Below are 25,237 nucleotides of genomic sequence, written 5' to 3' on the forward strand. Positions count from 1 at the left end.
ACAGCGCCCGCCCGGACCACGCCGCGGCGGGCCGAGCCGCGCCGTGTCGCCCCGGTCGGGGCGACCGTGGTCCACAGAAAGACCCGATCACATGACGGAACAGGACACCGTACGAGCGCGCGCCCGGCGCCCGTACGGCCGACGGCGCTCCCGAGGCGCGCGCACCGGTCTCGCGCTCGTGGCGGCCGGACTCACCCTTCTGGGCGCGGCCGGGCCGACCGCGGCGAACGCCCCCGGAACGGGGCGCGGTTCGACACCGGGCAGCCCGGTGTCACCACCCGTCCAGGAGCCCCGTCCCGGAGGCCCGGCGCGGTTCGTGCCCGCCGCCTGCCCGCAGACGCCCGATCCGGTTCCCGGCCGGTGCGGCTTCCTGGAGGTGCCCGAGAACCGCTCCCGCCACGGCCGGAGCCGGACCGTCCGGCTGGCCGTCGCGATCATCCCGGCCACCTCCCCCCGGCCGGCCGCCGAGCCGGTCGTCTTCATGGAAGGGGGGCCCGGCGGCGACGCCTTCGACAGCATCCCCTTCCTCATCGGCTCCGGGGTGAACCGGAACAACGACCTGATCGTCATGGCCCAGCGCGGCGCGCGGCACTCGCAGCCGAACCTCGCCTGCCCGGAGATCGACCGCTTCAACGTGAAGGCCGTGGGGCTGCGCTACGACGCCCCCTCGACCGGCCGGCTGCTGGTGCGGGCGGCGAAGGAGTGCCGGCAGCGGCTGACGGCCGCCGGAATCGACCTGAGTGCCTACAACACCACCGAGAACGCGGCGGACTTCGCCGACCTGCGCAAGGCGCTGGGCATCGGCCGGTGGAACGTCTACGGGTACTCGTACGGCACCGATCTCGCCCTCACCTCCATGCGTCTGCACCCCCAGGGGATCCGCTCGGTGGCGATCGACTCGATCGCACCCCCCAAGGTGGTGAACCTGCCCTGGACCTGGGACAGCGCCGCCGAGGGGATCGGCGAGATCTTCGCGGCGTGCGAGGCCCAGCCCCGCTGCAAGAGCCGCTACCCGCACCTCCGCCGCACGCTCGACCAGCAGGTCCGCCGCCTGGAGGCGCACCCCCTCACGCTCATGGCCGAGCCGCCGGGGGGCGGGGCCCCGGTCGAGGTCGACCTCGACGGGGGCGCGCTGGTCAACATCCTCGTCGCCAACACCGTCAAGGCCGTCGACGTCCCCGCCGCGCTCGACGAACTCGCCCACGGAAACCCCGAGCGCTTCGCACGGGCCCGCGCCGTCGACGTGGGGACCGCCGTCGGCGCGTTCGCCCACGGCCTCACCCAGTCGGTGGCCTGCGCCGAATGGGCCCCCGGCCACTCGGAGCACGACGTGCTGGAGGCAGGGCGCCGGAACTTCCCCGGCTGGCCGGACCCGGTCCTGGCGCAGCCGCCGCAGCTGCCCTTCGAGCACGACGTGTGCCGGACCTGGAACGTCCCCGACCGCACCGCGATCCAACGGGTGGCCACCTTCAGCAGGATCCCGACGCTCCTCCTCTCCGGAACCTTCGACGCGAAGACCGGCGCGAGCTGGGCCCACGTCGCGGCCGCCACGCTGCCCGGCTCGACCTCCGTACGGATCCCCGGCATCGGCCACTGGGTGGTGCCCCAGTCGCCCTGCGCGGCGAGCGTCCTCGCCTCCTTCCTCGCCCGTCCGACCGCGCCCGACACCGGCTGCGTGGCAGGACTCCGGCCCCCGCCGTTCACCCTCACCCCCTGACACGGAGACCCCATGACGTCCCCTCGACCACCCCACCGGCGCACCGCGCGACGGCTCCCGGCCGCGCTGGCCGGGGTCACCGCCGGTGTCCTCGCCGCAGGCCTCGCCGCGGCGCCCGCCCACGCCGGGTCCGACCCGGCCGCGCCGCTCGGCACGCTCGCCCGGACGGCGGGTCACGCCCGCTTCGAGCCGGGACCCTGCCCGAGGACCGCGGACCCGATCCCCGCCCTGAAGGACGCCCACTGCGGAACGCTCACCGTCCCCGAGAAGCGCCACGGGCACGGCGAGGGCCGGGGCCGCAGGATCACCCTCGCCGTGGCGATCATCCCCGCGGCCACGAAGAGGCACCCCGGCGACCCGATCGTCTGGCTCGCCGGCGGACCCGGCGACGACGCGGTCTCCGAGATCCCGATGGCGCTCGACGGCGGCCTGAACCGCGACCGGGACCTGATCTTCATGTCCCAGCGGGGCACCTACTCGGCCGCCCCGGAGCTCACCTGCGTCAACGTCGACCGGTTCAACGCGCGCGCCCTCGGCCTGGTCTCCGACGCCCCCTCCACCGGCCGCCTCCACGTCCGGGAGACGCGGGAGTGCCGCGACCGGGTGGTGGCGCGCGGGGCCGACCCCAGCGCCTACGACGACACGGAGAGTGCCGCCGACCTCGCGGACCTGCGCAAGGCGCTCGGCATCCGGCAGTGGAACGTGTTCGGCATCTCGTACGGCACCGATCTGGCCCTCCAGTACATGCGGCTGCACCCGGAGGGCATCCGGTCGGTCGGCATCGACGGCGTCCTGCCGCCGTCCCTGGCCGGCGGGGCCGTGACCTGGAAGGCCGCGCGCGAGGGCTTCGACGGCATCTTCGAGGCCTGCGCGGACCAGCCCGCCTGCAACACCCGCTATCCGCACCTGAAGACCACCTTCGAGCGCCTCGTCGTCGCCCTCGAAGCCCGCCCGGTCACCACCACCGTCCCGGTGCCCGGCCGGCCGGCTCCGGTGAAGGTGGTGATCGACGGCGGGACCCTCGTGAACTGGCTGACCTCCGCCTCCCACCTGGCGGAGGGCGTGCCCCGCTCCATCGACGAACTGGCGCACGGCAACCCGCGGCGGATCGCCGAGCAGCTGGCGGGCGGCAAGTACAGCCCGGCGGCCCTGGGGCGGACCTCCCACGGGCTCGTCTACGGCGTCTTCTGCAGGGAGTGGACCCCGTACGAGAGCCAGGAGGACATCATCCGGGGAGGGCGGCGCGCGTTCCCCTCGTTCCCCCGCTCGCTCCTCGCCAACGCCCCGCAGCTCGCCTGGCTCCACGACGACTGCCGTGCCTGGGACGTCCCCCCGGCGGACCCCTCCGTCAGGGACAGGACGTACAGCGACATCCCGACCCTCGTCCTGTCCGGCGGCTTCGACGCCCAGACCGCGCCGAGCAACGGGGCCTACGTCGGCCGCACGCTGAGCCGGTCCACCGTCGTCACGGTGCCCTACGTCGCCCACGTGGTCTTCGCCGCCTCGAAGTGCGCGCAGACGATGACCGTCTCCTTCTTCGACCGCCCGACCGCGCCGGACACCGGCTGTCTCGCGGGCCTCAGGCCGCCCGTGTTCGAGATCGGCACGTGAACCGGGGCGAGGGGCGGCGGTGGTCCTGCCACCGCCGCCCCCCCCGCGCCGTCAGCCGTCCGTACGGCGCAGCGGCGGTTCGGCCGGCGTCGCGTGGACCGGGCCGAAGAGCACCGCCCGTGCCACGGCAGGGGCGAACAGGACCGTCATCGGGGCGGTGAGGGTGATCGCCTTGCGGAAGGCCGCGCCGACGACCGGGTCGCCCGCCGCCCGCTCCTGCAACCGGCCCATGTACCAGCCGACCGCCTTGTCCACCGCGCCGGGGGCGTCCGCGCCGCCGACGGCACCGGGCATCTTCTTGTCGGCGCCCGTCGAGACGTCCCACGCCTGCCGGGAGGCGTCGAGGAGGGCGCGCTGCACCCGCCGGGTGGTCGGGGTGCGCTTCGGGTCGGCGAGGGCCCGGCGCAGGGCGACGGCGGAGATCGCCGCCACCGCCATGCCCTGTCCGTAGACCGGGTTGAAGGCGCAGAGCGCGTCGCCGGTGGCGAGGAAACCGGCCGGACGGCGGCCCGGACGGTCGTACCGGCGCCGGATGTTGGCGGTCTTGCGGAAGCCGTACACCGGGGACACCGGCTCCGCCCCCGCCAGCCACTCGCTGATCAGCGGGTGCGGCATCCGCTTCGCGTACTCCTCGAACGCCCCCTCCTCCGTGGGCGGTTCGTTGCCCCGGAGCCCCGAGAGGGTCACGAGGTGCGTCCCGTCGCCGACGGGCAGCACGACGGCCCCGTACTCCTGCCCGGGGTTGGGCACGATGAAGTAGCCCATGGTGTCGCTGTCCAGCGCCCCGGCCGGGGCGCGGTAGACCCGGGTGCTGTACGCGAGACCGGTGTCGATGGTCTCCTCGTGCGGGGCCTCGGCGCCGATCGCCGCCAGCCAGTCCGCCGCCTTCGTCGACCTGCCGGAGGCGTCGACGACCAGATCGGCCTCCAGGACGCGGGGCTCCTTCCCGGCTCCCGCGCCGCGCTCCCGCAGCCGGACGCCGCGGACGCGCGAGGAGTCGCCGATCAGGCCCACCGTCTCGTGGCCCTCGACCAGTTCGATCCGGGGATCGGCGGACACCCGCCGGCGCACCAGCCACTCCAGCTGCGGACGCGAGCCCGAGTAGAAGTGGACGGTGGCGGGCCAGCGGTGCATCCACTTGCCGTTCTGCCACTGCACCATGTCCTCGGGCACGCCCACCTTGGGCGCGCCGAGCTCCCGCAGCTCCCTCGTGAACCCCGGGAGCAGCTCGTCGTACGCCTCCTGCCCGCCCGCGATGAGCACGTGGAGGTGCCGGCCCTGCGGGACGCCCGGCCGGGCGTCGGGTCCCTCCGGGTAGCGGTCGCGCTCGACGACCGTCACCTTCTCGGCGTGCTCGGCGAGCACCCGAGCGGCAAGCAGTCCAGCGAGACTTCCCCCGATGACCACCGCGTGACGTGTCGCGCGGCGCCCCAAGTCGTCGGCCATACCCGCCCTTTCGTGTCGTGGAACTACGACTGACCAGTATCCACGTCGGTGCGGGCGCCGTCTCGTGCGCCGAGCCGCAGGTGCTCGATGTGGTAGACGGCCTCGTCGAGGAGTTGGGCGACGTGGTTGTCGTAGAGGCTGTACTCGATGCGGCGACCCTGACGGACGCCGGTGACCAGCCCGAGCGCGCGGAGCAGCCGGAGCTGGTGGGAGACGGCGGACTGCTCCATCTCGACGGCGGCGGCCAGTTCGGTGACGCCGCACGGGCCCTGGCGGAGCGTGGTGAGGATCATCAGCCGGGACGGGGTGGCGAGGGCCTGGAGGGTGGCGGCGATGGCGGCCGCGGACTCGGCGTCCAGGTGGGGTGCGGGGGTGGTCCTGCCGTTCGCTCCGTGTCCCATGCGCTCATCGTAGCGGCGCTCGTATGTCAATACGTGAAGACCTCTTCATGTGTTCGGGTATGGTGGGGGTCCTCCGCCACCGACGTGTGGCCGCCCTCCCCGCCGGCCTCGAAGAACGGCCTCGAAAGACTCGAAAGAGGTGTCCCCCCATGGCCCTCCCGGAGCTCGACACCCCGCGGGCCCCCGCCCCGTCACCTCCGCCCGCGCCCGCGCACCGCACCCCGGCCACGGCCCTGCCCGAGGTGCGGTGGGCCGCACTCGCCGCCCTGGCCTTCCTCGCCGCCCTCCCGCTCGACCTGACCGGCGCCCCGGCCTGGCTCTGGGGCCCGCTCTACGCGATCTGCTACGCCGCCGGCGGCTGGGAACCCGCCGCGGCCGGACTCCGGGCGCTGAAGGAGCGCTCCCTCGACGTCGACCTGCTCATGGTGGTCGCCGCGCTCGGGGCCGCGGCCATCGGCCAGTACCTCGACGGCGGCCTCCTCATCGTCATCTTCGCCGTCTCCGGCGCCCTGGAGGCCCTCGCCACCCGCCGCACCGCCGACTCCGTCCGCGGTCTGCTCGACCTCGCGCCCGCCACCGCCGTCCGGCTCACGGCCGGGAGACCCGACCACGAGGAGACCGTCGCGGCCACCGCCCTCGCGATCGGCGACACCGTCCTCGTACGGCCCGGGGAACGGCTCCCCGCCGACGGCACCGTCCTGCGCGGCACGAGCGACGTCGACCAGGCGGGCATCACCGGCGAACCGCTCCCCGTCCCCAGGACGGCGGGCGACACGGTCTTCGCCGGCACCCTCAACGGCTCCGGCGCGCTCCACGTCCGCGTCGACAAGGACGCGGCCGACTCCGTCATCGCCCGGATCGTCGCCCTCGTCGAGGAGGCGAGCGCGACCAAGGCGCCCACCCAGCTCTTCGTGGAGAAGATCGAACAGCGCTACTCGGTCGGCGTCGTCGCCGCCACCCTGGCCCTCTTCGGCCTGCCCGTCGCCCTCGGCGCCGACGTCACCGAGGCCCTGCTCCGGGCGATGACCTTCATGATCGTCGCCTCGCCCTGCGCGGTGGTCCTCGCCACCATGCCGCCGCTGCTCTCCGCGATCGCCACCGCCGGACGCCACGGGGTCCTCGTCAAGTCGGCGGTCGTCATGGAGCGCCTCGGCACGGTGGACCGGGTCGCCCTCGACAAGACCGGCACCCTCACGGAGGGCAGGCCGAGGGTGACGGCGGTCCACGGCGACGACTCGGCGCTCGCCCTCGCCGCGGCGGCCGAACTCCCCAGCGAACACCCACTGGCCCGCGCCGTGGTGGCCGAGGCCCGCGCCCGCGGCCTGGACATCCCCGAGGCGAGCGACTTCACCGCCGAACCGGGCCGGGGCGTACGGGCGGTGGCCGGCGGCCACGAGGTGCGGGTCCGCCGGGCGGCGGGGCCCCACGCCGACACCGCCGTCGAGGTCCTCGTCGACGGTGCCGTCGCCGCCGTCCTCGACCTCTCCGACCGGCTCCGCGAAGGCGCCCCCGAGGCGGTCGCGGCCCTGGCCCGACTGACCGGCACCGCGCCCGTCCTGCTGACGGGCGACAACGCGGGCGCGGCCGCGCGCATCGCCGCCGAGGCGGGACTCACCGACGTCCGCGCCGGTCTCCTCCCGCACGAGAAGGCGGAAGCGGTACGGGAGTGGGAGCGGGCGGGCGCCAAGGTGTTGCTCGTCGGCGACGGCGTCAACGACGCCCCGGCCCTCGCGGCCGCCCACGCCGGCATCGCCATGGGCCGGGCCGGCTCCGACCTCGCCCTGGAGACCGCCGACGCGGTCGTGGTCCGCGACGAACTCCGCGCGATCCCGGCCGTGGTGGCCCTCTCCCGCCGGGCCCGGCGCCTGGTCGTCCAGAACCTGGTGATCGCGGGCGTCTGCATCGGCGCCCTCGTCGCCTGGGACCTCGCGGGCCACCTCCCCCTCCCCCTGGGCGTCGCGGGCCACGAGGGCTCGACGGTCCTGGTGGGCCTGAACGGCTTGCGACTGCTCAGGGAGTCGGCGTGGCGGAGGGCGTCGGCGGGGGAGCCGTAGGGCCACCCCGCTGCGCGCGCACGGCCGGACGAAGCCCGCCCCGGTTCTGCGCGCGCCCACCGGGCGGTGCCCCCCGTCGCCCCCGTTGTGGGCACGCCCACCGGGCGGTGCCCCGCCGGGGCGGTGCCCGCCCCTCGCGCCCCCGTTGTGGGCAATCGTTCCGCTGGGGCGGAACGGGTGGGCACAACGGACCCGCGCCCTGCCGGCGCCCGAGGCTGCTGAGCCTGGACCCGCACCCCCAGGTGCGCCGCACACGGGGTGCGGGTTCAGGCGCGGGACGCGGAGGCGCCGCTGATGGGCGCCGTCCCGTGTGCCCACCCGTCCCGCCCTGCGGGACGATTGCCCACACGGAGGTGGGCGGGGGCAACGCCCCGCAGGGCGCGGGCCCCGCACGGGCAGGGGCAACGCCCAGCACGGGTGCGGGCCCACACGGGCAGGGGGCGCCGCCCCGGCAGGCGCGGGTCCCACGGGCGGGGGCACCGTCCCGCAGCGTGCGGGTCCCGCGTGGAGGTGCGGGAGGGCGGCGGTCCGCAGCGTGCGGGTTACTCCTCCGCGCCCAGTTCCGTGAGCGCGTTCGTCAGCCACTCCACCCAGAACCGCTCCAGCTCCACCCCGCCCCGCAGGACGAGATGCCGCAACCGGTCCGCTTCGGCGCGGCGGCGCTCCGGCGGGAAGTCGCGGGCCTCGATCACGAGGTACTCGTCCAACTGGGCCCGGTGCAGGGCCAGATGGCGCGAGAGCTCGGCCCGCAGCCCCGCCGCCCCCACCATCGCCGCGGCCCGCATCCGCAGCAGCAGGGAGGACCGGAGCGGCTTCGGGTCCTCGGACCGGGCGACCCAGTCGGTCAGCTCCGCCCGGCCCGCGGGCAGCACCTCGTACTCCTTCTTCTGCCCCCGCGCGGGCACCGGAGCGGGCAGGGCGCGGATGTGCCCCGCCTGCTCCAGCCTTCCGAGCTCGCGGTAGATCTGCTGGTGCGTGGCCGACCAGAAGTAGCCGATCGACTTGTCGAAGCGGCGCGTCAGTTCGAGGCCGGAGGACGGCTTTTCGAGCAGCGCGGTGAGGATCGCGTGCGGGAGGGACATGCTCGCATCCTAGGTTCGGCCGGCCACGGCGATCACGGAGCGGCCGTCACAGGGTGGCGGCGAGCCGCGTGCCCTGGTCGATGGCCCGCTTCGCGTCCAGCTCGGCGGCGACGTCCGCGCCGCCGATGAGGTGCGCCGAGCGCCCCGCGGCGACCAGCTCCTCGTACAGGTCCCGCTTCGGCTCCTGTCCGGAGCAGAGGACGACCGTGTCCACCGGCAGGAGCTGCGGCTCGCCGTCGATCGTGAGGTGCAGGCCCGCGTCGTCGATCCGCTCGTACGACACGCCCGCCACCATGGTGACGCCCCGGTGCTTGAGCTCGGTGCGGTGGATCCAGCCGGTGGTCTTGCCGAGGCCGGCGCCGACCTTGGTGGTTTTGCGCTGGAGCAGGTGGACCTGGCGCGGCGGCGCGTTCCGCTCGGGCGCGCGCAGTCCGCCGCGGTTCTCGTACGAGGTGTCGACGCCCCACTGGCGGAAGTACGTCTCGGGGTCCTGGCTCGCGCCCTCGCCGCCGTCCGTGAGGAACTCGGCGACGTCGAAGCCGATGCCGCCCGCGCCGATGATCGCGACCCGGTCCCCGACGGGGGCGCCGTCCCGCAGCACGTCGAGGTAGCTGAGGACGCTCGGGTGGTCCTCGCCCGCGATCCCCGGGGTGCGGGGGGTGACGCCGGTGGCGACGACGACCTCGTCGTAGCCCTCCAGGTCGGCGGCGGTCACGTACGTGTTCAGGCGGACGTCGATGCCGCGCTCGGCGAGCTGGACGCGGAAGTAGCGCAGCGTCTCGTCGAACTCCTCCTTGCCCGGCACCCGCTTGGCGACGTTCAGCTGGCCGCCGATCTCGGCGGCGCCGTCGAAGAGGGTGACGGAGTGGCCGCGTTCGGCCGCGGACACCGCGCAGGAGAGCCCGGCCGGGCCCGCGCCGACGACGGCGACGCGCTTGGCGAGGCGGGTGGGGGAGAGGACCAGCTCGGTCTCGTGGCAGGCGCGCGGGTTGACCAGGCAGGAGGTGATCTTCAGGTTGAAGGTGTGGTCCAGGCAGGCCTGGTTGCAGCCGATGCAGGTGTTGATGGTGTCGGCGCGGCCGGCCGTCGCCTTGGCGACGAAGGCGGGGTCGGCGAGGAACGGGCGGGCCAGCGAGACCAGGTCGGCGCGGCCGTCGGCGAGGATCTCCTCGGCGACCTCGGGGGTGTTGATGCGGTTGGAGGTGACGAGCGGCACGGAGACCGCGCCCATCAGCTTCTTCGTCACCCAGGTGTAGGCGCCGCGCGGCACGGAGGTGGCGATGGTGGGGATGCGCGCCTCGTGCCAGCCGATGCCGGTGTTGATGATGGTGGCGCCGGCGGCCTCGATCTCCTTGGCGAGGGAGATCACCTCGTCGAGGGTGGAGCCGCCGGGGACGAGGTCCAGCATGGAGAGGCGGTAGACGAGGATGAAGTCCTCGCCGACGCGCTCGCGGATCCGGCGGACGATCTCCAGGGGGAAGCGGACCCGGTTCTCGTACGAGCCGCCCCAGCGGTCGGTGCGCCGGTTGGTGGCGGCGGCGATGAACTCGTTGATGAGGTAGCCCTCGGAGCCCATCACCTCGACGCCGTCGTACCCGGCCTCCTTGGCCAGTTCGGCGCAGCGGGCGTAGTCCTCGACGGTCTGCTCGACCTCGGCGTCGGTCAGCTCGTTCGGTACGAAGGGGCTGATGGGCGCCTTGATCGGGCTGGGGCCGACGAGGCCGGGGTGGTAGGCGTAGCGGCCGAAGTGGAGGATCTGCATGGCGATCCGGCCGCCCTCGGCGTGCACGGCGTCGGTGATCAGCCGGTGCTCGGCGACCTCCTCGGCGGTGGTCAGCTTGGCCCCGCCGTCCCAGGGGCGGCCGGCCTCGTTGGGGGCGATGCCCCCGGTGACGATGAGGCCGACGCCGCCCCGGGCGCGCTCTGCGTAGAAGGCGGCCATGCGCTCGAAGCCGTGCTCGGTCTCCTCCAGGCCGACGTGCATCGACCCCATGATCACCCGGTTGGGCAGGGTGGTGAACCCGAGGTCGAGCGGGCTCAGCAGATGCGGGTACGGGGTCATGGGGGCGCCTCCTCGCGCAGCGGTCGTCGACCGCGGGGGTCGCCGGCCTCAGGGGTCGTCGACCTAGTTCTAGGCGACCCCGCGCGCCTTCTGCAACTAGTTGCAGAAGAATCCGGGAGTGATGTGTACTACTCGGTAGCAAGGGCCCGGGCGGAACCCCGGAAAGACCGACGAGGGCCGGCCGCCCCGGCCGCGACCCACGCGTCCAGGTCCTCCGGCGTCCGGGGCTCCACCCCGTCCGCGCCCAGCAGACCGTGCGCCCGCAGCAGCCGGGCCACCGACGTGCCCCAGGGCCGGCGCAGCCGGGCCGCGGCCAGCAGGTCGTCGTCCGCGAGGAGCTCGGCGACCGGACCGGTGCGCAGCCCGGCGGGCGAGAGCACCGCGGCCTCGTCGGCCCAGCGCAGCGCCAGATCCACGTCGTGCGTCGCCATCACCACCGTCGTCCCCGCCTCCCGCAGCCGGGCGAGGGCGTCGAGCAGCCGCTCCTGCCCGTGCGGGTCGAGCCCCGCCGTCGGCTCGTCCATGATCAGCACCCGGGGCCGCATCGCCACGGCGCCCGCGATCGCGGCCCGCTTCCGCTGCCCGTACGACAGCAGGTGCGTCGGCCGGTCCTCCAGGGCCACGATGTCCAGCGCCTCCAGGGCCTCCCGCACCCGGAGACGCACCTCCTCCTCCGCCAGCCCCAGGTTCGTCGGACCGAACGACACGTCCTGCCCGACCGAGGCCGCGAACAGCTGGTCGTCCGGATCCTGCACGACCAGCTGCACGGTGGTCCGCAGCCGGGTCAGCCCCTTCCGGTCGTACGCCACCTCGGCCCCGTCCAGGAGCAGCGAGCCGCTCCCGCACCGCAGCCCCCCGCTGAGGAGCCGCAGCAGCGTCGTCTTGCCGCTGCCGTTGCGGCCGAGGAGCGCGATCGCGCGCCCCTCCGCCACCGGGAAGTCCACGCCCGACAGGACCGCGGGCCCGTCCTCGTAGGCGAAACCCGCCTTCACCAGCTCCACGACGGGGTGCGTCGGCGTCGGAGACGTCACGGAAGGAACCTTTCCAGTACGAGGGTGAGGGCGACGAGCCCCGCGAGGAGCGCGCCCGTCGCCGTGAGGAACCGCCGGGAGACCGCGCACGGCGGCACCAGGACCCGCAGCGTCCCGTCGTAACCGCGCCCGGCGAGCCCCGACTGCAGGCGCTGTGCCCGGTCGAAGGCCCGCACGAACGTCGTCGCGCCGAGGCCCGCGAGCGAACGCCAGGTCGCGGCCCGGGTGGTGTGCCCGAGCCGGGCCGCCTGGGCCTGCCGGATCTTCGCCAGTGAGTCGAGCAGCAGGAAGATGATCCGGTACATCACGAGCGCCACGTCCACCACGGGCGCCGGGACGCCCGCCCGGACGAGCCGGGGCAGCACGTCGGACACCGGTGTCGTGAAGGCGAAGAGCAGCACCCCCAGCGAGGCCGAGGCGGTCCGGAGGAGCAGCTCGCCCGCGTGCGCGGGGCCGTCGGGCGCGAGGGCCACGAGCCCGCGCGTGCCGCCCACCTCGAAGAGCAGCGGAACGGCCCCCGTGACACAGAAGCCGAGCGGGATGCGGAACGCCCGCCACAGCTGACGGCCCGGCACCCCGGCCGGACCGAGCAGCACCGCGAGCGTGGCCGCCGCCACGAGCACGGCACCCGGCCACGGCGGCAGGGACACGGCGCACAGCGTCAGGCCGAAGCCGAGGGCGGCCTTCTCCACGGGATGGCGGCGGCGCCAGCGACTGCTGTGCGCCGCCGCGTCGATCGGCAGCATCGGCGCTACGCGCCCGTACCGTCGAACGGAACGGAACCGTCACCGCCCCCGGGGGCCTCCGCCCCACCGCCGGCCCCGGGACCCGGCGCACCGGGGCCGGCGGCCCGGGCACGGGATCCCGCGCCGGCGCCGGCCGCGCCGGCTCCTGACCCGGCACGCGGGGCACCGGGGTCCGCGGCACCGGATCCGGCACGGGCGCTCGCGGCAGCGGCCCCCGGCCCGCCGCTCGCGGTGCCGGAGCCGGGACCGCCTCCCGCCGCGTCCTTCGCCTCGGCCGCCCCCGCCGTCTCAGCCGTCTTCGCCGCCTCGGCGGCTGCGGCGGCCTCGGCGCGGGCCGCGCCCTGGCGGCGACCGCGTCGCAGGCCGAAGTAGTACGCCAGGACACCGGCGCCGATCGCCGCCTGGAGGGCGAAGAGCGCCGACTCGATCTCGCCGGACGGCGGCTCGTACAGCGGGCTGAACCACGGCTCGTAGTCCGGCTGGAGCTCCGTGATCGCGGTCTCCGCCTCGCTGTCGGACCCGCTGAACGGCTGCTCCTTGTGGTCGCCGAGGCCCAGCGCGAGCGGCAGGACCGCGAGCGCGGCGACGAGGAGCAGCAGCAGCGTGTTGACCTTCGCGTTCCGGCTCATCGCGCGGCCACCTCCTCGGGCCGCTCCGACCGCGGCCGGCCGAGGACGCCGAGGCGCGTCAGCTCGCCCTTGCTGGACTGGGTGAGCAGCCGCATCACGAGCACCGTGAGCAGGCCCTCGCTCACCGCCAGCGGAATCTGCGTCACGGCGAAGATCCCGCCGAACTTGGCCAGCGCGCCGGGCACGCCGCTGCCGGGGTCGGGGAACGCCAGGGCCAGCTGCACGCTGGTCACGCAGTACGTGGACAGGTCGGCGACGAACGCGCCGAAGAAGACGGCCACCATCAGGGGCGCGCCGAACCGCCGCAGCAGCCGGTACGTCCCGTACCCCGCCCAGGGTCCGACGATCGCCATGGAGAAGGCGTTCGCGCCGAGCGTGGTCAGCCCGCCGTGCGCGAGCAGCAGGGCCTGGAAGAGCAGGGTGATCGTCCCGAGGACCGCCATGATCGGCGGCCGGAACAGGATCGCGCCGAGCCCCGTACCGGTCGGATGCGAACAGCTGCCGGTGACCGAAGGCAACTTGAGCGCCGACAGGACGAAGGTGAAGGCACCGGAGGCGCCGAGCAGCAGAGTGGATTCGGGGTTCGACCGCACCTCGCGGGTCAGCGCGCGCACCCCGTGGACGACGAACGGAGCGGCCGCGACGCCCCAGGCGGCGGCGTGCGCAGGGGGCAGGTACCCCTCGGCTATATGCATGATCGGGAGACCCTCTCCAGCACCTCGTGGATGGACAACGCACCCTGGCCGGTCTCCTGGCTGACGGTCATGCGGCCCGACTCCGCCTTCCCACACCGCCGCGGTCTCCCACGACGGTCCAGTGGCTTCCCCGGGGTGTTCCCCCCCCGGGGGTGGAGCCGGACCTCCCGATCACAGTGGCGAGGGCCGCACCGGTACTGCACCGGTTTCCCGTACACCAAGGCCCTGCGACACTAGTGGGTTGACCTGCTGGATCACAACACGGCCACCACGCGACGCGTCCCTCCGGTCACTCCGCGCACTCGGTCCCCGCGGTCACTCCTTGCGGTAGGCGTACGCCTCCGAGGCCGCCGCCGCCACCGCGTCGAGGTCCCCGCCGGCGCTCGCCGTCACCAGCGCGGCCACCGCGCCCTCGACGAACGGCGCGTCCACCAGGCGGGAGCCCCCGGGCAGTTCGTCGCCCTCGGCGAGCAGCGCCTTCACGGTGAGGACCGCGCTGCCCAGGTCGACGAGGAGCGCGACCCCGGCCCCCCGGTCGACGGCCTTCGCGGCCTCGCAGATCAGCTCGGAACTCGTCCCGAGGCCACCGTCCGGCGTCCCGCCCGCCGGCAGGACCGGCGCGAGGTCGCCGCCGCCCGCGAGGCCACGGGCCAGTTCGGCGACCGCCGTCGCGACCGCCGCGCTGTGCGAGACGAGCACGATGCCGACGGGCGTCGCCGCGCCTCCGGCCACGGGGCTCATCGCGCCTCCTCCGCCCGCGCGGTCCCGGCGAGGGCGGCGAAGAGCAGCGCCGACGACGTCGCCCCCGGATCCTGGTGCCCGACCGACCGCTCCCCGAGGTAACTGGCCCTGCCCTTGCGGGCCTGGAGGGGCACGGTCGCGAGGGCGCCCTCCTCGGCGGCGGCGCGGGCCGCCTCGTACGAGCTCCGCAGCCCTTCCACTCCCGGCACGAGCGCGTCCAGCATCGTCTTGTCGCCCGGCTGGGCACCGCCCAGCTGCGACACGGCGCTCACACCGGCGCCGAGCGCCTCCGCCAGCCGCTCCCGGGTGACCTCCGCGTCCTCGCCCAGGGCCTTCCCGGCGCGCCGCAGCAGCGTCCCGTACAGCGGTCCCGAAGCGCCGCCGACGGTGGAGATGAGCTGTCGTCCGGCGGTGACGAGCACCGCGCCCGGACTCGCTGGCGGCTCCTTCGCCAGGGCCTCCGTCACGGCGGCGAACCCCCGCTTGAGATTGACGCCGTGATCGGCGTCGCCGATGGCCGAATCCAGCTCGGTGAGCCGGTCCGCCTCCCGGTCGACGTCCTCGGCCACCGCGGCCAGCCAGCGCACCAGGAACCCGGCGTCCAGGGTCTCCGTCATTCCGCTCCCCACTCCCATCCCGGGGCTCACCGGCCCCAGCGCAGCGCGGGCGTCCGCACCGGCGCGTCCCACAGGCGCAGCAGCTCCTCGTCGACCTCGCACAGGGTCACCGAGCACCCCGCCATGTCGAGCGAGGTCACGTAGTTCCCGACCAGCGTCCGGGCCACCGGGACCCTCCGCTCGGCGAGCACCCGCTGCACCTCGGCGTTGAACCCGTACAGCTCCAGGAGCGGCGTCGCGCCCATCCCGTTCACCAGGGCGATCACCGGCCCGGACGGGCGCAGGTCCTCCACGACGGCGTCGACGGCGAAGTCCGCGATCTCCCGCGAGGTCATCATGGGCCGCCGCTCCCGGCCGGGCTCGCCGTGGATGCCGATCCCCAACTCCAGCTCCCCTTCCGGGAGGTCGAAGGTCGGGCTGCCCTTGGCGGGGGTCGTACAGGCGCTCAGGGCCACCCCGAAGGAGCGGCACCGCTCGTTCACCCGCCGGGCGATCGACTCCACCCGCTCCAGCGGGGCGCCCTCCTCGGCCGCCGCGCCCGCGATCTTCTCCACGAACAGCGTGCCGCCGGTGCCGCGCCGGCCCGCCGTGTACAGGCTGTCCGTCACCGCCACGTCGTCGTCGACGAGGACCTTGGCGACCTGGATGCCCTCGTCCTCGGCGAGCTCCGCGGCCATCTCGAAGTTCAGCACGTCACCGGTGTAGTTCTTGACGACGAACAGCACCCCGGCGCCGCTGTCGACCGCGGCGGCGGCCCGCACCATCTGGTCGGGCACGGGCGAGGTGAACACCTCGCCCGGACACGCGGCGGCCAGCATCCCGGGGCCCACGAACCCCCCGTGCAGCGGCTCGTGCCCGGACCCGCCGCCGGACACCAGCGCCACCTGCCCCGCCACGGGCGCGTCCCGCCGCACCACCACGCGCCGCTCCACGTCCACGGTCAGCTCGGGATGCGCCGCGGCCATCCCCCGCAGCGCGTCGGCGACGACGGTCTCCGGAACGTTGATCAGCATTCTCAACGGTGTCTCCTCGCGAGGCTGGTAGATGGATCCGCGACCTGCGTCTGCGGGCAGTATCGACCTTGAGGCGGTGAAGGTCACGCAGATCTGACATATGTGCGGTTCGTGGGTGGCCGTCTGAGTACGATCGCCTACGCCGGTCCGGGTAGGAGAGCGGTTGGCCTCCGGGGGCGATGCCGTGAGGGTGGGGGCATGCGTCGATCACTGCTGCTCGTCCCGCCGCTGCTGCTCGCCGTCGGCTGCGGGGTGGTGCGGTCCGCCGAGGACGAGGGGGCGGCCGCCACCCGGGAGGTGGCCAGGAAAGCGGGCCGGCAACTGTACGGTCAGCGCCCGCGCACGGCGGAGGAGGTCGGCCGCTCCGCCTCCCTCGTCGACGGGGTCGAGGTGCTGCGGGTGACGGGCACCTCGACGCACGACGGGGACGGCATCGAAGTGGTCGTCCGCACCTCCGGCTTCGCGTACGAGGGACTGGTCTTCCCCGAGCAGTACGTCGTGCGGGACTGCTACGAGGTGCGCGTGTCGCCCACGTCGGAGTGGGACGAGGACCCCCGTGAGGTGGACTGCCCGGACGGTCCGGCGCTGACCTTCCCTCCGCCGCCCGAACCACCTCGGCTGCCGTACGACGAGCTCCGCGCGAAACTTCCCCGAGTGCCCGCGGGCGGCCGGGTGGACGAGGCCGAGGTGCGCCGTGCGCTCGCGGCCCTGGACATGGATCCGGCGATCCGTACCGAGGTGAAGGAAGACGACGGCCGGGTCGGCGTCCTCCTGCTGGTACCGGGCAACGGCTTCGACGCGCAGGACTGCCTGCTCGCCCGCGTGGACCCCGGCGCCACCGAGGTGTGGGCGCCGCCCCGGATCCACCGGATGCCGGGAGAGGGCGGGTGCACCGTCGCCGACGCCCTGAACCCGAAGCCCTCACCGCATTGAACGCCCGGGCTCCGACCGCCCCGGCCCGCGGGAGTCGGTGACGCGCGTCCCGGGCGGGCGGCACCCGTCGCGATCCGGCGCGTGACCGCGTCCGCGGGCCGGAGGGACGGAAAGTCCTCGCCGCCGGGATGTCACACTCGGGCCCGCTCGTTGCTCTAGGACCCGGATGCGGGCGACAGCGCCGCGTAGGTCGAGGAGTGGGTCGTGGATCCGACACTGGTGACGATGATCGTGACAGGGACGCTCTCGTTCCTGGGGCTCTGTGCGCGACTGGGGTACAAAGCGGTCCGGGACCGGGCCGAGGTGCGTCGCGCCGAGCTTGCTCAGCAGGGGCTTTCGGAGCGGGTCAGGCTGCTGCCGCCGGGCAGTCGACTTTCGGAGCGGTCCGCCGAGCGGGCCGTGGAGATCCTGGTCGGCGGCGCCGACCACGTCGGGGAGAGGTGATCGTGACCGAGGTTCCGGCCCCCGGCACGGCCGCGTGGTTCTTACCGGCACCGGGTCGGCGCGGCCACGACCGGACGCGGTCTCGGGATCAGGACGGGTTCGAGGCCCTGTACACCGGCGAGATGCGTGCGGTGACCGTCTTCCTGATGAACCTGGGAGCCAGCGTCTACGAGGCGGCCGATGCCGCGCACGAAGCGTTCCTGACGCTGCTCCCGGACAAGTGGCGCGAGTTGGAGCACCCCAGGGCGTGGCTCCGCACGGTCGCCTACCGCACGTACCTGCGCCAGGCCACGCGCCTGACCCACCCGCTCGACTCCGTGCCGGACCGTCCCGGCGGGACCTGCCCGGTGGACCTGGTGCTGCTCACCGAGGAACAGACGACGGTCCTCCGAGCCCTCGGCCGGCTGTCGCCGGCGGAGCGGGAGGCGATGGCCTGGAAGCTGGACGGCTTCACGCACGAGGAGACCGCCCGGGTGCTGGGGAAGAGTCCGGAGGCGGTGCGGCAGGCGTATGTGCGGGCCAGGAAGCGGCTGATCACCCTTCTGGGGCTGAAGAGGGAGGCGGAGTCCGGTGAGTGATCTGCACGAGGGGTTCGACGCCGATGCCGAGGAGGCGCTCGATGCGCTGCTCGCTCGGCACCAGCGCGGTCTCACGGCGACGGTCGGGCCCGCTCTGGACGTGTTCGCCGGACTGCGCGGGACGATCACGGCCGACGACCCGTTCGCCGGGCACTCGAAGGACCACAGGGTGTCGGCGGCCATCACGTGCGAGGCGCCGTACGACGTGACGCGGCCCGCGTCCGAGGAGGACGGACACCGGTCGCCGGTCCTTGAGAGCGCGTCCCTGAACGGTGTCCTGGCCGCCGGCCGGTACGAGATCGAGGCCCTGGACGCCTTCGCGGAGGAGATCCGCCGGTTGTGGGAGGAGGAGGGTCTGCCCCTGACGGCGACACGACCGCCTGATGTCGCCGTTCTCCTCGCCCGGGACGAACTCGGCCGCATCCTGGGGCTGCTCCTCCTCGGAGAGGTCACGAAGGAGTCGGCCGCCTCCGAGTTCGCCCTGGCCGTCGAGCTCGTCGAGGAGCAGCTCGCCACGTGGAGCGAGGCGCGCGCCCGGCTCGCGCCGTCGCTGGACCTGGCCTGGATGGAGGACAACTTCGGTGCCCGGCTCGAAGGCCTGCTGGGGCTCAGGGAGCAGGTCGTGAGGCTGTTCGAGGACTCCGGGGCCGGCGTCTTCCAGTTCAGCTGATCGAACCGCAAGGGCCCGGCAGACGGGAAGCGCTCACCCCCCGGCCAGGGGGCGAGCGCTTCCCGTCCGTTCGTTCCGGCGAGGCGGCCGGCGGTCTGTGCGGCCACGGCGAGGTCGCACAGACGGCGTGACCGGGGGGAGGCGCGATCGACGGTGCGGCCCGGGCGGTGCGATCGACGGCGTGGCCGGGGGAGGGCGTGATCGACGGGGAGAGGGTGCGCGCCGGCGGGCGCGTCGTCCTCGCGCTCGCTCGCGCCGGATCTCTTGACGGCTCCGGCGCGCCCTCCCATACTGGCGGCCAAATCGATTTGGCCAAATCGATTTGGCTCCCCGTCCGGGGCCGGATCGCGGCTGAACCACGACGTATCGAACGCCGAACGGAGCTCGAACGTGTCCAGTCCCCGCCCCCGCCCGTCCCTGCCCCCGCCCACGTCCCCCGCCCCGCCCACGTCCCCCGCCCCGCCCACGCCCCCCACTCCGCTCCCGGGTCCGGCCGCGTCGCCGGACGAGGCGCCGGACACCCCCCTCGCCGACGGACCCCCGCGGCCGGCGGTGCACCCCGTCGACGAGTGCCGGCCGCTCGGCCGGATCCTGCTGTTCGGGATCCAGCACGTGCTCGTGATGGCCGCCACGCCCATCTCCGCGATCTTCCTGATGAGCGCCACCCTGCGGCTCGACGCCCGGCTGACCGTCGATCTGCTGTCCGCGGCCTTCGTGCTGTCCGGCGTCGGTTCGCTCGTCCAGTCGCTCGGACCCTGGAAGTTCGGGCCCCGGCTGCCCTTCGTGATGCTGCCGGGCGGCGCCCCGCTCGTGCTGTTCCTGGCCATCGCCGGACAGCACGGCCTGCCGACGGCCTGCGGCGCGGTCGTCCTCACCGCGCTGTTCACCTTCGTCGTGCTGCCCCTCTTCTCACGACTGCTCGCGTTCTTCCCCGGCCTGGTGATCGGCACGATGATCGTCATCGTCGGCGTGAACCTGGTGAAGGTGGGCGCCGTCCTGGTCACCGGCCGCCCCGGCGAGCAGGGCTTCGCCCAGCCGCAGAACCTCCTGCTCGGCATCGCGACGATCGGCTTCACCGTCGCGTTCTACCTGCTGTTCTCCGGCGTCGTACGCCAACTCGCCGTCATGCTCGGCCTGCTGGCCGGCACCGCGCTCGCCGCCGCGCTCGGCCGCGTCCCCCTCGGCCACGCCGCCGACGGCGGGCTGCTCAGCCTGCCGCACCTGATGCCCTTCGGCACCCCGCGCTTCGACCTGCTCGCCGCGCTGCCCCTGATGCTCTACAGCCTCGCCTCGATGGCCGAGGCCACCGGCCAGACCGTCATCAACGCCCAGGCCGTCGGCAAGGAGATCGACCGGCGCGTCCACGTGCCCAGGACCGTCCGCGGCGACGCCCTCACCTCCCTGTTCGGCGGGTTCTTCGGGCTGCCGCTCATGGTGACCAGCGGCGAGAACATCGGCATCGTCCGGGTCACCGGCGTCCGCAGCCGCTTCGTCACCGCCACCGCCGGCGTCGCCCTCATCGCCATCGGCTTCCTCGCCCCGGTCACCCGGGCGATCAGCGTCATCCCGTCCGCCGTCGTCGGCGGCACCGCGATGGTCGTGTTCGCCGTGATCACCGTCCTCGGCGTCCAGATGCTCGGCCGCTCCGACCTCGACCGGCACACCAACACCTTCGTCTGCGCCGTCGCCCTCGCCCTCGGCCTGCTGCCGATCCTCGTCCCCGGCGTGTACGGCGGCTTCCCGCCCAACCTCCGCATCCTCCTCGAAAGCGGCGTCGCCGTCGGCGCGTTCGTCGCCGCCGTCCTCAACATCCTCTTCCACCACGTCCGGCCCGGCCTCGTCGCCCGGCTGGCCGGCCCCCGCGCGGAAAGCGACCGATGAACCAGCACACCCCCCTGCGAGACCTGCTCGACTCCTCCGGCCCGCTCCTCCTCGTCCCGGACGCCGTCCTCCTGCCCGAAGGCCCCGCCGCCGACCACGCCGTGGTCGTCGCCGACGGCGTCTTCACCGCGGTGGGACCGACCGGGGAACTGGTCGGCCGTCACCCGGACACCACCCCCGTGCGCCTCCCCGGCCACCTCCTCATGCCCGGCTTCGTCGACGCCCACCACCACCTCACCCAGAGCTTCGGCGCCGCCCTCGCCTTCGGCGAGCCGTCGGAGATCTTCCGCCGGGTGTGGGTGCCGCTGGAGGGCGCACTGGACGAGGAATCGGCGTACGTCGCCGCCAAGCTGGCCGCGCTCGAAGCGCTGCGCGGCGGCTTCACCACCGTCACGGACGCCGGGACCCGCGCGGACGTCGACGTGGACGTGATCGCGACCGCCGCCCGCGACGCCGGCCTCCGCTGCGTCCTGGGCCTCGTCTGCAACGACCAGGACGGCCCGGCTCCCGCCGGCCCCGGCGTCCTGGAGCGCGCCGAGAAGCACCTCGTACGGTACGAGGGCGATCCCCTGGTCCACGCCTCCCTCGCCGTCTCCATCCCCGAGGCGGCCACCGAGGAGACGTTGCGCCGGACCGCCGCGCTCGCCGCGGAGGCCGGGGCCGTCGTCCAGATCCACGTCAACGAGCACCTGGCCGCCGTCGAGCGGTCCCTCCTGACCCACGGCCTGCGGCCGCTGGAGCACCTGCACGCGATCGGCGCGCTCGGACCCCAGCTGCTCGCCGCGCACGCCACCCTGCTCACCCCGCGCGAACTCACCCTGCTCGCCACCACCGGGGCCGCCGTGAGCTACAACCCCGTGGCCAGCGCGTGGAAGGGCAACGCCGTCGCGCCCGCCACCGCCATGGCCGAACGCGGCATCCGGTTCGGCCTCGGCACCGACGGCACCCGCGGGGACGGCTTCCGGCTCGCCGAGGCGGCCGAGTTCGCCCAGCGGATCGCCTACGGCCTCGCCGCCGGGGACTCCTCGTGCGGCGCGGGCTGGACCTGGCTGGAGCACGCCACCCGGGGCGGCGCCGACGCCGTGGGCCTGGGCGCGCGCACCGGCACGATCGCCCCGGGCCTGGCGGCCGACTTCCTCCTCGTCGACGTCACCACCCCCGAACTCGCGCTCTCCCGCGACCTCCCCTGGGAGCTGGTCCGGCGCGGCAACAGGGACCAGATCACGGCCGTGTTCGTCGCGGGGCGCCTCAGAACCTGGTGCGGCGGACCGGTCGGGTGGGACGGGTCCGCACTGGTCCGGCGCGCCGCCGCGCTGGCCGAGGCGACCGTGTCCCAGGCGGCGGTCACCCGTGCCCACCCGACGTCCGCCCGGGCCCGCGCGGCCGTGGCCGGCCGGGAACGGAGCACGGCGCGATGACCGGCGAGACCCTGACGGTGCTCGCGCTGACCGTGACCGCCGCCGCCTTCGTCCAGGGCAGCAGCGGCCTGGGCTTCGCGCTGATCGTCGCCCCCGTGGCCGGGATCCTCGACCCCGGGCTGCTGCCGGTGTTCGTCCTGGCGTCGATGGTGCCGCTCAACCTGTACGTCGCCTGGCGCGAGCGGGCCTCCCTCGACCTGCGCGGCGCGGGCTGGATCACCGCCGCGCGGCTCGCGGCCACGCCCGCCGGCCTGGCGCTGCTGTGGGTGATCCCGGACCGCCGACTCGGGCTGTACGTGGGCCTCGCGACCGTCCTGGCGGCCGTGGTGAGCCTGGCGGCACCGGCCTTCACGCCGGGCAGGGCCGCCTACGTCGGCGCGGGCGCGGTGACCGGTCTGACGGAGACGGCGACGGGTGTCGGCGGCCCGCCGCTGGCGCTGGTCTACCAGCACCGGCCGCCGGCCGAGCTGCGCTCGACCGTGGCCGCCTGCTTCCTCGTCGGTGAAGTCGCCTCGCTGGCACTGCTGTTCGCGACCGGTCGGGGCGACACGGCGGATCTCGGCCTCGCCCTGGCGCTGGTGCCGGCGATCGGCGTGGGCGCGTGGCTGAGCCGGCTGGTGCACCACCGGATCGACGCCCGCAGGATGCGCCTGTTCGTGCTGGTCTTCGCGCTGGTGTCGGGGGTGGTGCTCATGGCGGGCGTCTGATCCGCCCGCCCTCGCGGCCGGCCCCGGCTCACCGGCCCGTCGCCGGCGGGGGCGTCCGCAGCGACGACGCGCGCGGGATCACCGCCGGAGGCGGCACCGTCACCACGGCACCGGCCGGGGTGTCCCCCCGCAACCGTCCGAGCAACAGGTCCACGGCGGCCGCCGCCGCCCGGTCCAGGTGCAGGTCGACGGCGGTCAGCGGCGGCTGCGCGGTACGGGCGCGCAGACCGTCGTAACGGGTGACGACCATGACGTCGTCGGGGACGGCACGCCCGCTGTCCCGGACGGCCCGCAGCGCGCCCACGGCGAAGGCGTCGACCAGGGCGCACACCGCGTCGATGCCGGGGTGCTCGGCGAGCAGGGCGGCGCACCGCTCGTAGCCGGCCTGCTCACCCCCGGTCTCCGGGGCGCTCGCCACGATCGGCTCCCAGCCGTGCTCGGCGGCGAGCCGTTCGTAGGCCGCGCGCGCGTCCACCGACGAGTGCCGGTCACCCGAACCGACGAGCAGGGCGGGCCGCCTCGCGCCCTGCTCGCGCAGATGGGTGAGGAGCGCCTCGGCGACGGCCGCGCCGCGCAGGTCGACGTACGGGACGGCCTCGTCCGGTGAGACGGGCCGGCCGAGCGCCACGTACGGCAGGCCGCGCTGCCGCAGCCGGGCCGCGGCGGCGTCGCCCACGTCGGGCTCCACGACGATGGCGCCGTCGATGTCGACCGAGTCCAGGGCGGCGCCCGACTGCACGGGCGGTACGAGCACGAGCGCGTAGTCGTGCAGGAGCGCGCTCTCGGCGGCCGCGGCGGCGACCTCCATGTAGAAGCCGAGCCGGGACGGGCCGCCGGCCACCGCGAAGGGCATCGACGAGGCGAGCGCGATCGCCCGGGCCTCGCCGCGCCGCAGCCGCTGGGCCCGCAGGTTGGGTCGGTAACCCAGCTCGGCCGCCACCTGCTTGATGCGTTCACGGGTCCGGGGGTCGACCTTGCCGAGCCCGTTGAGGGCGTGCGAGACGGTGGTCCGCGACACCCCCGCCGTACGGGCGACGTCGGCGATCGTCGGCGGTCGCGGGCTCGCTCCGGACCCGGAAGGGGGCATCTGTCGTCGCTCCTCTGGTCGTGCCGCACGGCACGGGGCGGGGTGGTGGTCGTCCTATCTTCGCCGACGCTCAGAGCCGGCGGTGCGGGATGTGCAGGCCGACCGGGCCGCGTCGGGGATGGTCGTACGCCTCCGGCACGGTGCCCAGGACCGTGAAGCCGGGGGACCGCCACAGGCGCAGGGCGGGGTTGGTCTCCACGACGGCGTTGAACACCGTCGCGGTGCAGCCGTCGCGGCGGGCCTCGTCCAGGACGTGTTCGGCCAGGAGGCGCCCGATGCCGCGGCCGGCGTGGGCGGGGTCGACCATGAAGCCGGCGTCGGCCACGCCCCTGGCGGGACCGCCGTAGTCGGGGCGTACGGAGGCGGAGGCGACGACCGCCCCGGCCCCGACCGCACCCGCTCCGGCACCGGCCGTACCCTCCCCGGCCCCGACCGCCCTCACCCCGGCCCCGACCGCACCCTCCCCGCGTCCCGCCGCGCGGCCGTCGGCCGGCCCGGCCCCGGGCGGCGCGTGCCTAAGATCACCGGGACGGGGACGGCGGACGAGACACGGGAGAGGCGGCGGACATGGCGGACGAGCGCGTGTACCTGGTGACCGGGGGCGGGACGGGGATCGGGGCCGCGACCGCGCGGACGCTGGCCCGGGCGGGACACAAGGTGGCGGTGTCCGGGCGCCGCACCGAGCCGCTGCGGCTGGTCGCCGAGGAGACCGGCGCCCTGCCCGTGCCGTCGGACATCGGGGACCCCGCCGCGGTGGCCTCGCTCGTCGAGACCGTGGTCGGCGCGTACGGGAGGCTCGACGGCCTGGTGCTCAACGCCGGCATCGGGCGGGGCGGCGGGGTGGGCGAGGTGACCCCGGAGGACTGGGACGAGGTCATGCGGACCAACCTCACCGGCCCGTTCCTGCTGCTGCGCGCCGCGCTCCCGCACCTGCTCGAAGCCCGCGGCGCGGTGGTGGCGGTGGCCTCGGTGTCCGCCCTGCGCAACGGCGTCGGGAACGCCGCCTACGCCACCTCCAAGGCGGCGCTGCTCCAGCTGTGCCGCTCGCTCGCGGTCGACTACGGGGGCGCGGGCCTGCGCGCCAACACCGTGTGCCCGAGCTGGGTGCGCACCGACATGGCGGACCGCCGGATGAACCGGTTCGCCGACGAGGCGGGCCTGGGCGGGGACGGTCTGGAGGCGGCGTACGAGGAGGTCACCCGGGTCCTGCCCGCCGGGCGGCCCGGCGAGCCGCAGGAGGTCGCGGAGGCGGTCGCCTGGCTGTTGTCACCCGCCGCCTCGTTCGTGAACGGCGCGGTGCTCACGGTCGACGGGGGCGCGACCGCGCTCGACCCGGGAACCCTCGGCTTCGAGTTCCGGCTGGAGCCGCGCGCCCCGCGAGCCTGACCGGGCGCGGGTCACCACTGGCAGTGCACGTGGGTCCCGTGGTCCTTGTCGCCCGGCCCGAGGACCAGGGTGGCACCGAGGGCGCGGCAGGCCTTCATGAGCCCGCGGTGATCGGCCTTCCGGCCCACGTGACGGCCGTTGATCCAGGTCACGTCGACCGCGACGTCAATCGGGCGGGCGACACGGCCGCCTCGTACCGGTGGCCGGGAAAGGCCTGATCCGCCGTTCTCGCGGTGGTACGGGGTGACCGGTCCGGCCTCCTGACGACGCGACGGCCCCGGTCGCCCA

Annotated in this window: 24 protein-coding genes, 1 pseudogene and 1 riboswitch; of the genes and pseudogenes, 11 read left to right on the forward strand and 14 right to left on the reverse strand. The window is 74.8% G+C overall.

What is annotated here, in order from left to right; genetic code table 11:
• Nucleotides 1–91 precede the first annotated feature (91 nt).
• Both ACIGW4_RS07505 and ACIGW4_RS07510 read left to right on the forward strand, forming a co-directional pair.
• Nucleotides 92–1,717 (forward strand): alpha/beta fold hydrolase, encoded by a 1,626-nt coding sequence (locus tag ACIGW4_RS07505; RefSeq protein ID WP_398713305.1) that lies wholly within the window; start codon nt 92–94, stop codon nt 1,715–1,717.
• 12 nt (nt 1,718–1,729) lie between these two features.
• A complete protein-coding gene (locus ACIGW4_RS07510) occupies nt 1,730–3,328 on the forward strand; it encodes an alpha/beta fold hydrolase (RefSeq protein ID WP_399578997.1) in 1,599 nt (532 codons plus the stop codon).
• Between the two features lie 51 nt (nt 3,329–3,379).
• Here the strand turns inward: ACIGW4_RS07510 and ACIGW4_RS07515 are convergent, their stop codons facing one another.
• Both ACIGW4_RS07515 and ACIGW4_RS07520 read right to left on the reverse strand, forming a co-directional pair.
• Nucleotides 3,380–4,774, reverse strand: a complete 1,395-nt coding sequence (locus ACIGW4_RS07515; RefSeq protein ID WP_399579000.1) for an NAD(P)/FAD-dependent oxidoreductase — start codon at nt 4,772–4,774, stop codon at nt 3,380–3,382.
• Between the two features lie 23 nt (nt 4,775–4,797).
• On the reverse strand, nt 4,798–5,175 hold the full coding sequence (locus ACIGW4_RS07520) for a metalloregulator ArsR/SmtB family transcription factor (RefSeq protein WP_123458502.1): 378 nt from the start codon (nt 5,173–5,175) through the stop codon (nt 4,798–4,800).
• A 149-nt stretch (nt 5,176–5,324) separates the two neighbouring features.
• Between ACIGW4_RS07520 and ACIGW4_RS07525 the strand changes: the two genes are divergently transcribed.
• Nucleotides 5,325–7,229, forward strand: a complete 1,905-nt coding sequence (locus ACIGW4_RS07525) for a heavy metal translocating P-type ATPase (RefSeq protein WP_399579003.1) — start codon at nt 5,325–5,327, stop codon at nt 7,227–7,229.
• A gap of 542 nt (nt 7,230–7,771) precedes the next feature.
• On the opposite strand, the gene ACIGW4_RS07530 is transcribed toward ACIGW4_RS07525, so the two are convergent.
• The 9 genes from ACIGW4_RS07530 to dhaK all read right to left on the reverse strand — a co-directional run bounded on the left by ACIGW4_RS07530 (nt 7,772) and on the right by dhaK (nt 15,851).
• The gene (locus tag ACIGW4_RS07530) at nt 7,772–8,311 is read right to left on the reverse strand and encodes a PadR family transcriptional regulator (RefSeq protein ID WP_398713743.1); all 540 of its coding nucleotides are present in this window, start codon (nt 8,309–8,311) and stop codon (nt 7,772–7,774) included.
• Between the two features lie 46 nt (nt 8,312–8,357).
• Entirely contained in the window at nt 8,358–10,373 is a 2,016-nt protein-coding gene (locus ACIGW4_RS07535; RefSeq protein ID WP_359590692.1) for an NADPH-dependent 2,4-dienoyl-CoA reductase, read from the reverse strand.
• A gap of 128 nt (nt 10,374–10,501) precedes the next feature.
• Nucleotides 10,502–11,404, reverse strand: a complete 903-nt coding sequence (locus ACIGW4_RS07540) for an ATP-binding cassette domain-containing protein (protein ID WP_399579007.1) — start codon at nt 11,402–11,404, stop codon at nt 10,502–10,504.
• Nucleotides 11,401–12,150, reverse strand: coding sequence for a cobalt ECF transporter T component CbiQ (cbiQ, locus tag ACIGW4_RS07545; protein ID WP_399579009.1), 750 nt, complete (start codon nt 12,148–12,150; stop codon nt 11,401–11,403). The genes ACIGW4_RS07540 and cbiQ overlap by 4 nt, the downstream gene beginning before the upstream one ends.
• A gap of 5 nt (nt 12,151–12,155) precedes the next feature.
• Nucleotides 12,156–12,779, reverse strand: coding sequence for an energy-coupling factor ABC transporter substrate-binding protein (locus ACIGW4_RS07550; RefSeq protein ID WP_399579011.1), 624 nt, complete (start codon nt 12,777–12,779; stop codon nt 12,156–12,158).
• Entirely contained in the window at nt 12,776–13,474 is a 699-nt protein-coding gene (locus ACIGW4_RS07555; RefSeq protein ID WP_123458495.1) for an energy-coupling factor ABC transporter permease, read from the reverse strand. The genes ACIGW4_RS07550 and ACIGW4_RS07555 overlap by 4 nt, the downstream gene beginning before the upstream one ends.
• Nucleotides 13,475–13,502: 28 nt before the next feature.
• Nucleotides 13,503–13,739, reverse strand: a riboswitch (cobalamin riboswitch).
• 50 nt (nt 13,740–13,789) lie between these two features.
• Entirely contained in the window at nt 13,790–14,215 is a 426-nt protein-coding gene (locus tag ACIGW4_RS07560) for a PTS-dependent dihydroxyacetone kinase phosphotransferase subunit DhaM (RefSeq protein ID WP_398713750.1), read from the reverse strand.
• Nucleotides 14,212–14,832 carry a dihydroxyacetone kinase subunit DhaL gene (gene dhaL / locus ACIGW4_RS07565; RefSeq protein ID WP_123458926.1) on the reverse strand — a complete coding sequence of 207 codons (621 nt, stop codon included), beginning with the start codon at nt 14,830–14,832 and terminating at the stop codon, nt 14,212–14,214. The genes ACIGW4_RS07560 and dhaL overlap by 4 nt, the downstream gene beginning before the upstream one ends.
• 26 nt (nt 14,833–14,858) lie before the next feature.
• Nucleotides 14,859–15,851 (reverse strand): dihydroxyacetone kinase subunit DhaK, encoded by a 993-nt coding sequence (gene dhaK / locus ACIGW4_RS07570; RefSeq protein ID WP_123458493.1) that lies wholly within the window; start codon nt 15,849–15,851, stop codon nt 14,859–14,861.
• A 192-nt stretch (nt 15,852–16,043) separates the two neighbouring features.
• On the opposite strand from dhaK, the gene ACIGW4_RS07575 reads away from it, so the two are divergent.
• The 7 genes from ACIGW4_RS07575 to ACIGW4_RS07605 all read left to right on the forward strand — a co-directional run bounded on the left by ACIGW4_RS07575 (nt 16,044) and on the right by ACIGW4_RS07605 (nt 22,476).
• Nucleotides 16,044–16,778, forward strand: a complete 735-nt coding sequence (locus tag ACIGW4_RS07575; RefSeq protein ID WP_399579014.1) for a translation initiation factor IF-2 — start codon at nt 16,044–16,046, stop codon at nt 16,776–16,778.
• Between the two features lie 204 nt (nt 16,779–16,982).
• Nucleotides 16,983–17,222, forward strand: a complete 240-nt coding sequence (locus ACIGW4_RS07580) for a hypothetical protein (RefSeq protein WP_185094878.1) — start codon at nt 16,983–16,985, stop codon at nt 17,220–17,222.
• A gap of 2 nt (nt 17,223–17,224) precedes the next feature.
• Nucleotides 17,225–17,800, forward strand: a complete 576-nt coding sequence (locus ACIGW4_RS07585; RefSeq protein WP_399579117.1) for an RNA polymerase sigma factor — start codon at nt 17,225–17,227, stop codon at nt 17,798–17,800.
• Nucleotides 17,793–18,470: a hypothetical protein gene (locus tag ACIGW4_RS07590; protein WP_399579017.1), complete on the forward strand. Its 678-nt coding sequence runs from the start codon at nt 17,793–17,795 to the stop codon at nt 18,468–18,470. The genes ACIGW4_RS07585 and ACIGW4_RS07590 overlap by 8 nt, the downstream gene beginning before the upstream one ends.
• A 552-nt stretch (nt 18,471–19,022) precedes the next feature.
• Nucleotides 19,023–20,351 carry a uracil-xanthine permease family protein gene (locus ACIGW4_RS07595; protein WP_399579120.1) on the forward strand — a complete coding sequence of 443 codons (1,329 nt, stop codon included), beginning with the start codon at nt 19,023–19,025 and terminating at the stop codon, nt 20,349–20,351.
• On the forward strand, nt 20,348–21,769 hold the full coding sequence (locus ACIGW4_RS07600; RefSeq protein ID WP_399579019.1) for an amidohydrolase family protein: 1,422 nt from the start codon (nt 20,348–20,350) through the stop codon (nt 21,767–21,769). The genes ACIGW4_RS07595 and ACIGW4_RS07600 overlap by 4 nt, the downstream gene beginning before the upstream one ends.
• Entirely contained in the window at nt 21,766–22,476 is a 711-nt protein-coding gene (locus ACIGW4_RS07605) for a sulfite exporter TauE/SafE family protein (protein ID WP_123458488.1), read from the forward strand. Before ACIGW4_RS07600 ends, ACIGW4_RS07605 begins: the two co-directional genes overlap by 4 nt.
• Before the next feature lie 28 nt (nt 22,477–22,504).
• On the opposite strand, the gene ACIGW4_RS07610 is transcribed toward ACIGW4_RS07605, so the two are convergent.
• Together ACIGW4_RS07610 and ACIGW4_RS07615 are read right to left on the reverse strand one after the other, a co-directional pair.
• Nucleotides 22,505–23,563 (reverse strand): substrate-binding domain-containing protein, encoded by a 1,059-nt coding sequence (locus ACIGW4_RS07610; protein WP_399579022.1) that lies wholly within the window; start codon nt 23,561–23,563, stop codon nt 22,505–22,507.
• A gap of 70 nt (nt 23,564–23,633) precedes the next feature.
• A pseudogene (locus ACIGW4_RS07615) lies at nt 23,634–23,945 on the reverse strand (GNAT family N-acetyltransferase); the annotation flags it as partial.
• Nucleotides 23,946–24,130: 185 nt separating this feature from the next.
• Between ACIGW4_RS07615 and ACIGW4_RS07620 the strand changes: the two are divergent.
• A complete protein-coding gene (locus ACIGW4_RS07620) occupies nt 24,131–24,949 on the forward strand; it encodes an SDR family NAD(P)-dependent oxidoreductase (protein WP_399579025.1) in 819 nt (272 codons plus the stop codon).
• Nucleotides 24,950–24,960: 11 nt separating this feature from the next.
• Here ACIGW4_RS07620 and ACIGW4_RS07625 read toward each other — a convergent pair whose 3' ends face one another.
• On the reverse strand, nt 24,961–25,101 hold the full coding sequence (locus ACIGW4_RS07625) for a hypothetical protein (protein ID WP_185094876.1): 141 nt from the start codon (nt 25,099–25,101) through the stop codon (nt 24,961–24,963).
• Between the last annotated feature and the right edge of the window lie 136 nt (nt 25,102–25,237).

Origin of the sequence: Streptomyces sp. NPDC053513 (assembly GCF_044544765.1) — a bacterium.
GTDB lineage: Bacteria > Actinomycetota > Actinomycetes > Streptomycetales > Streptomycetaceae > Streptomyces > Streptomyces litmocidini.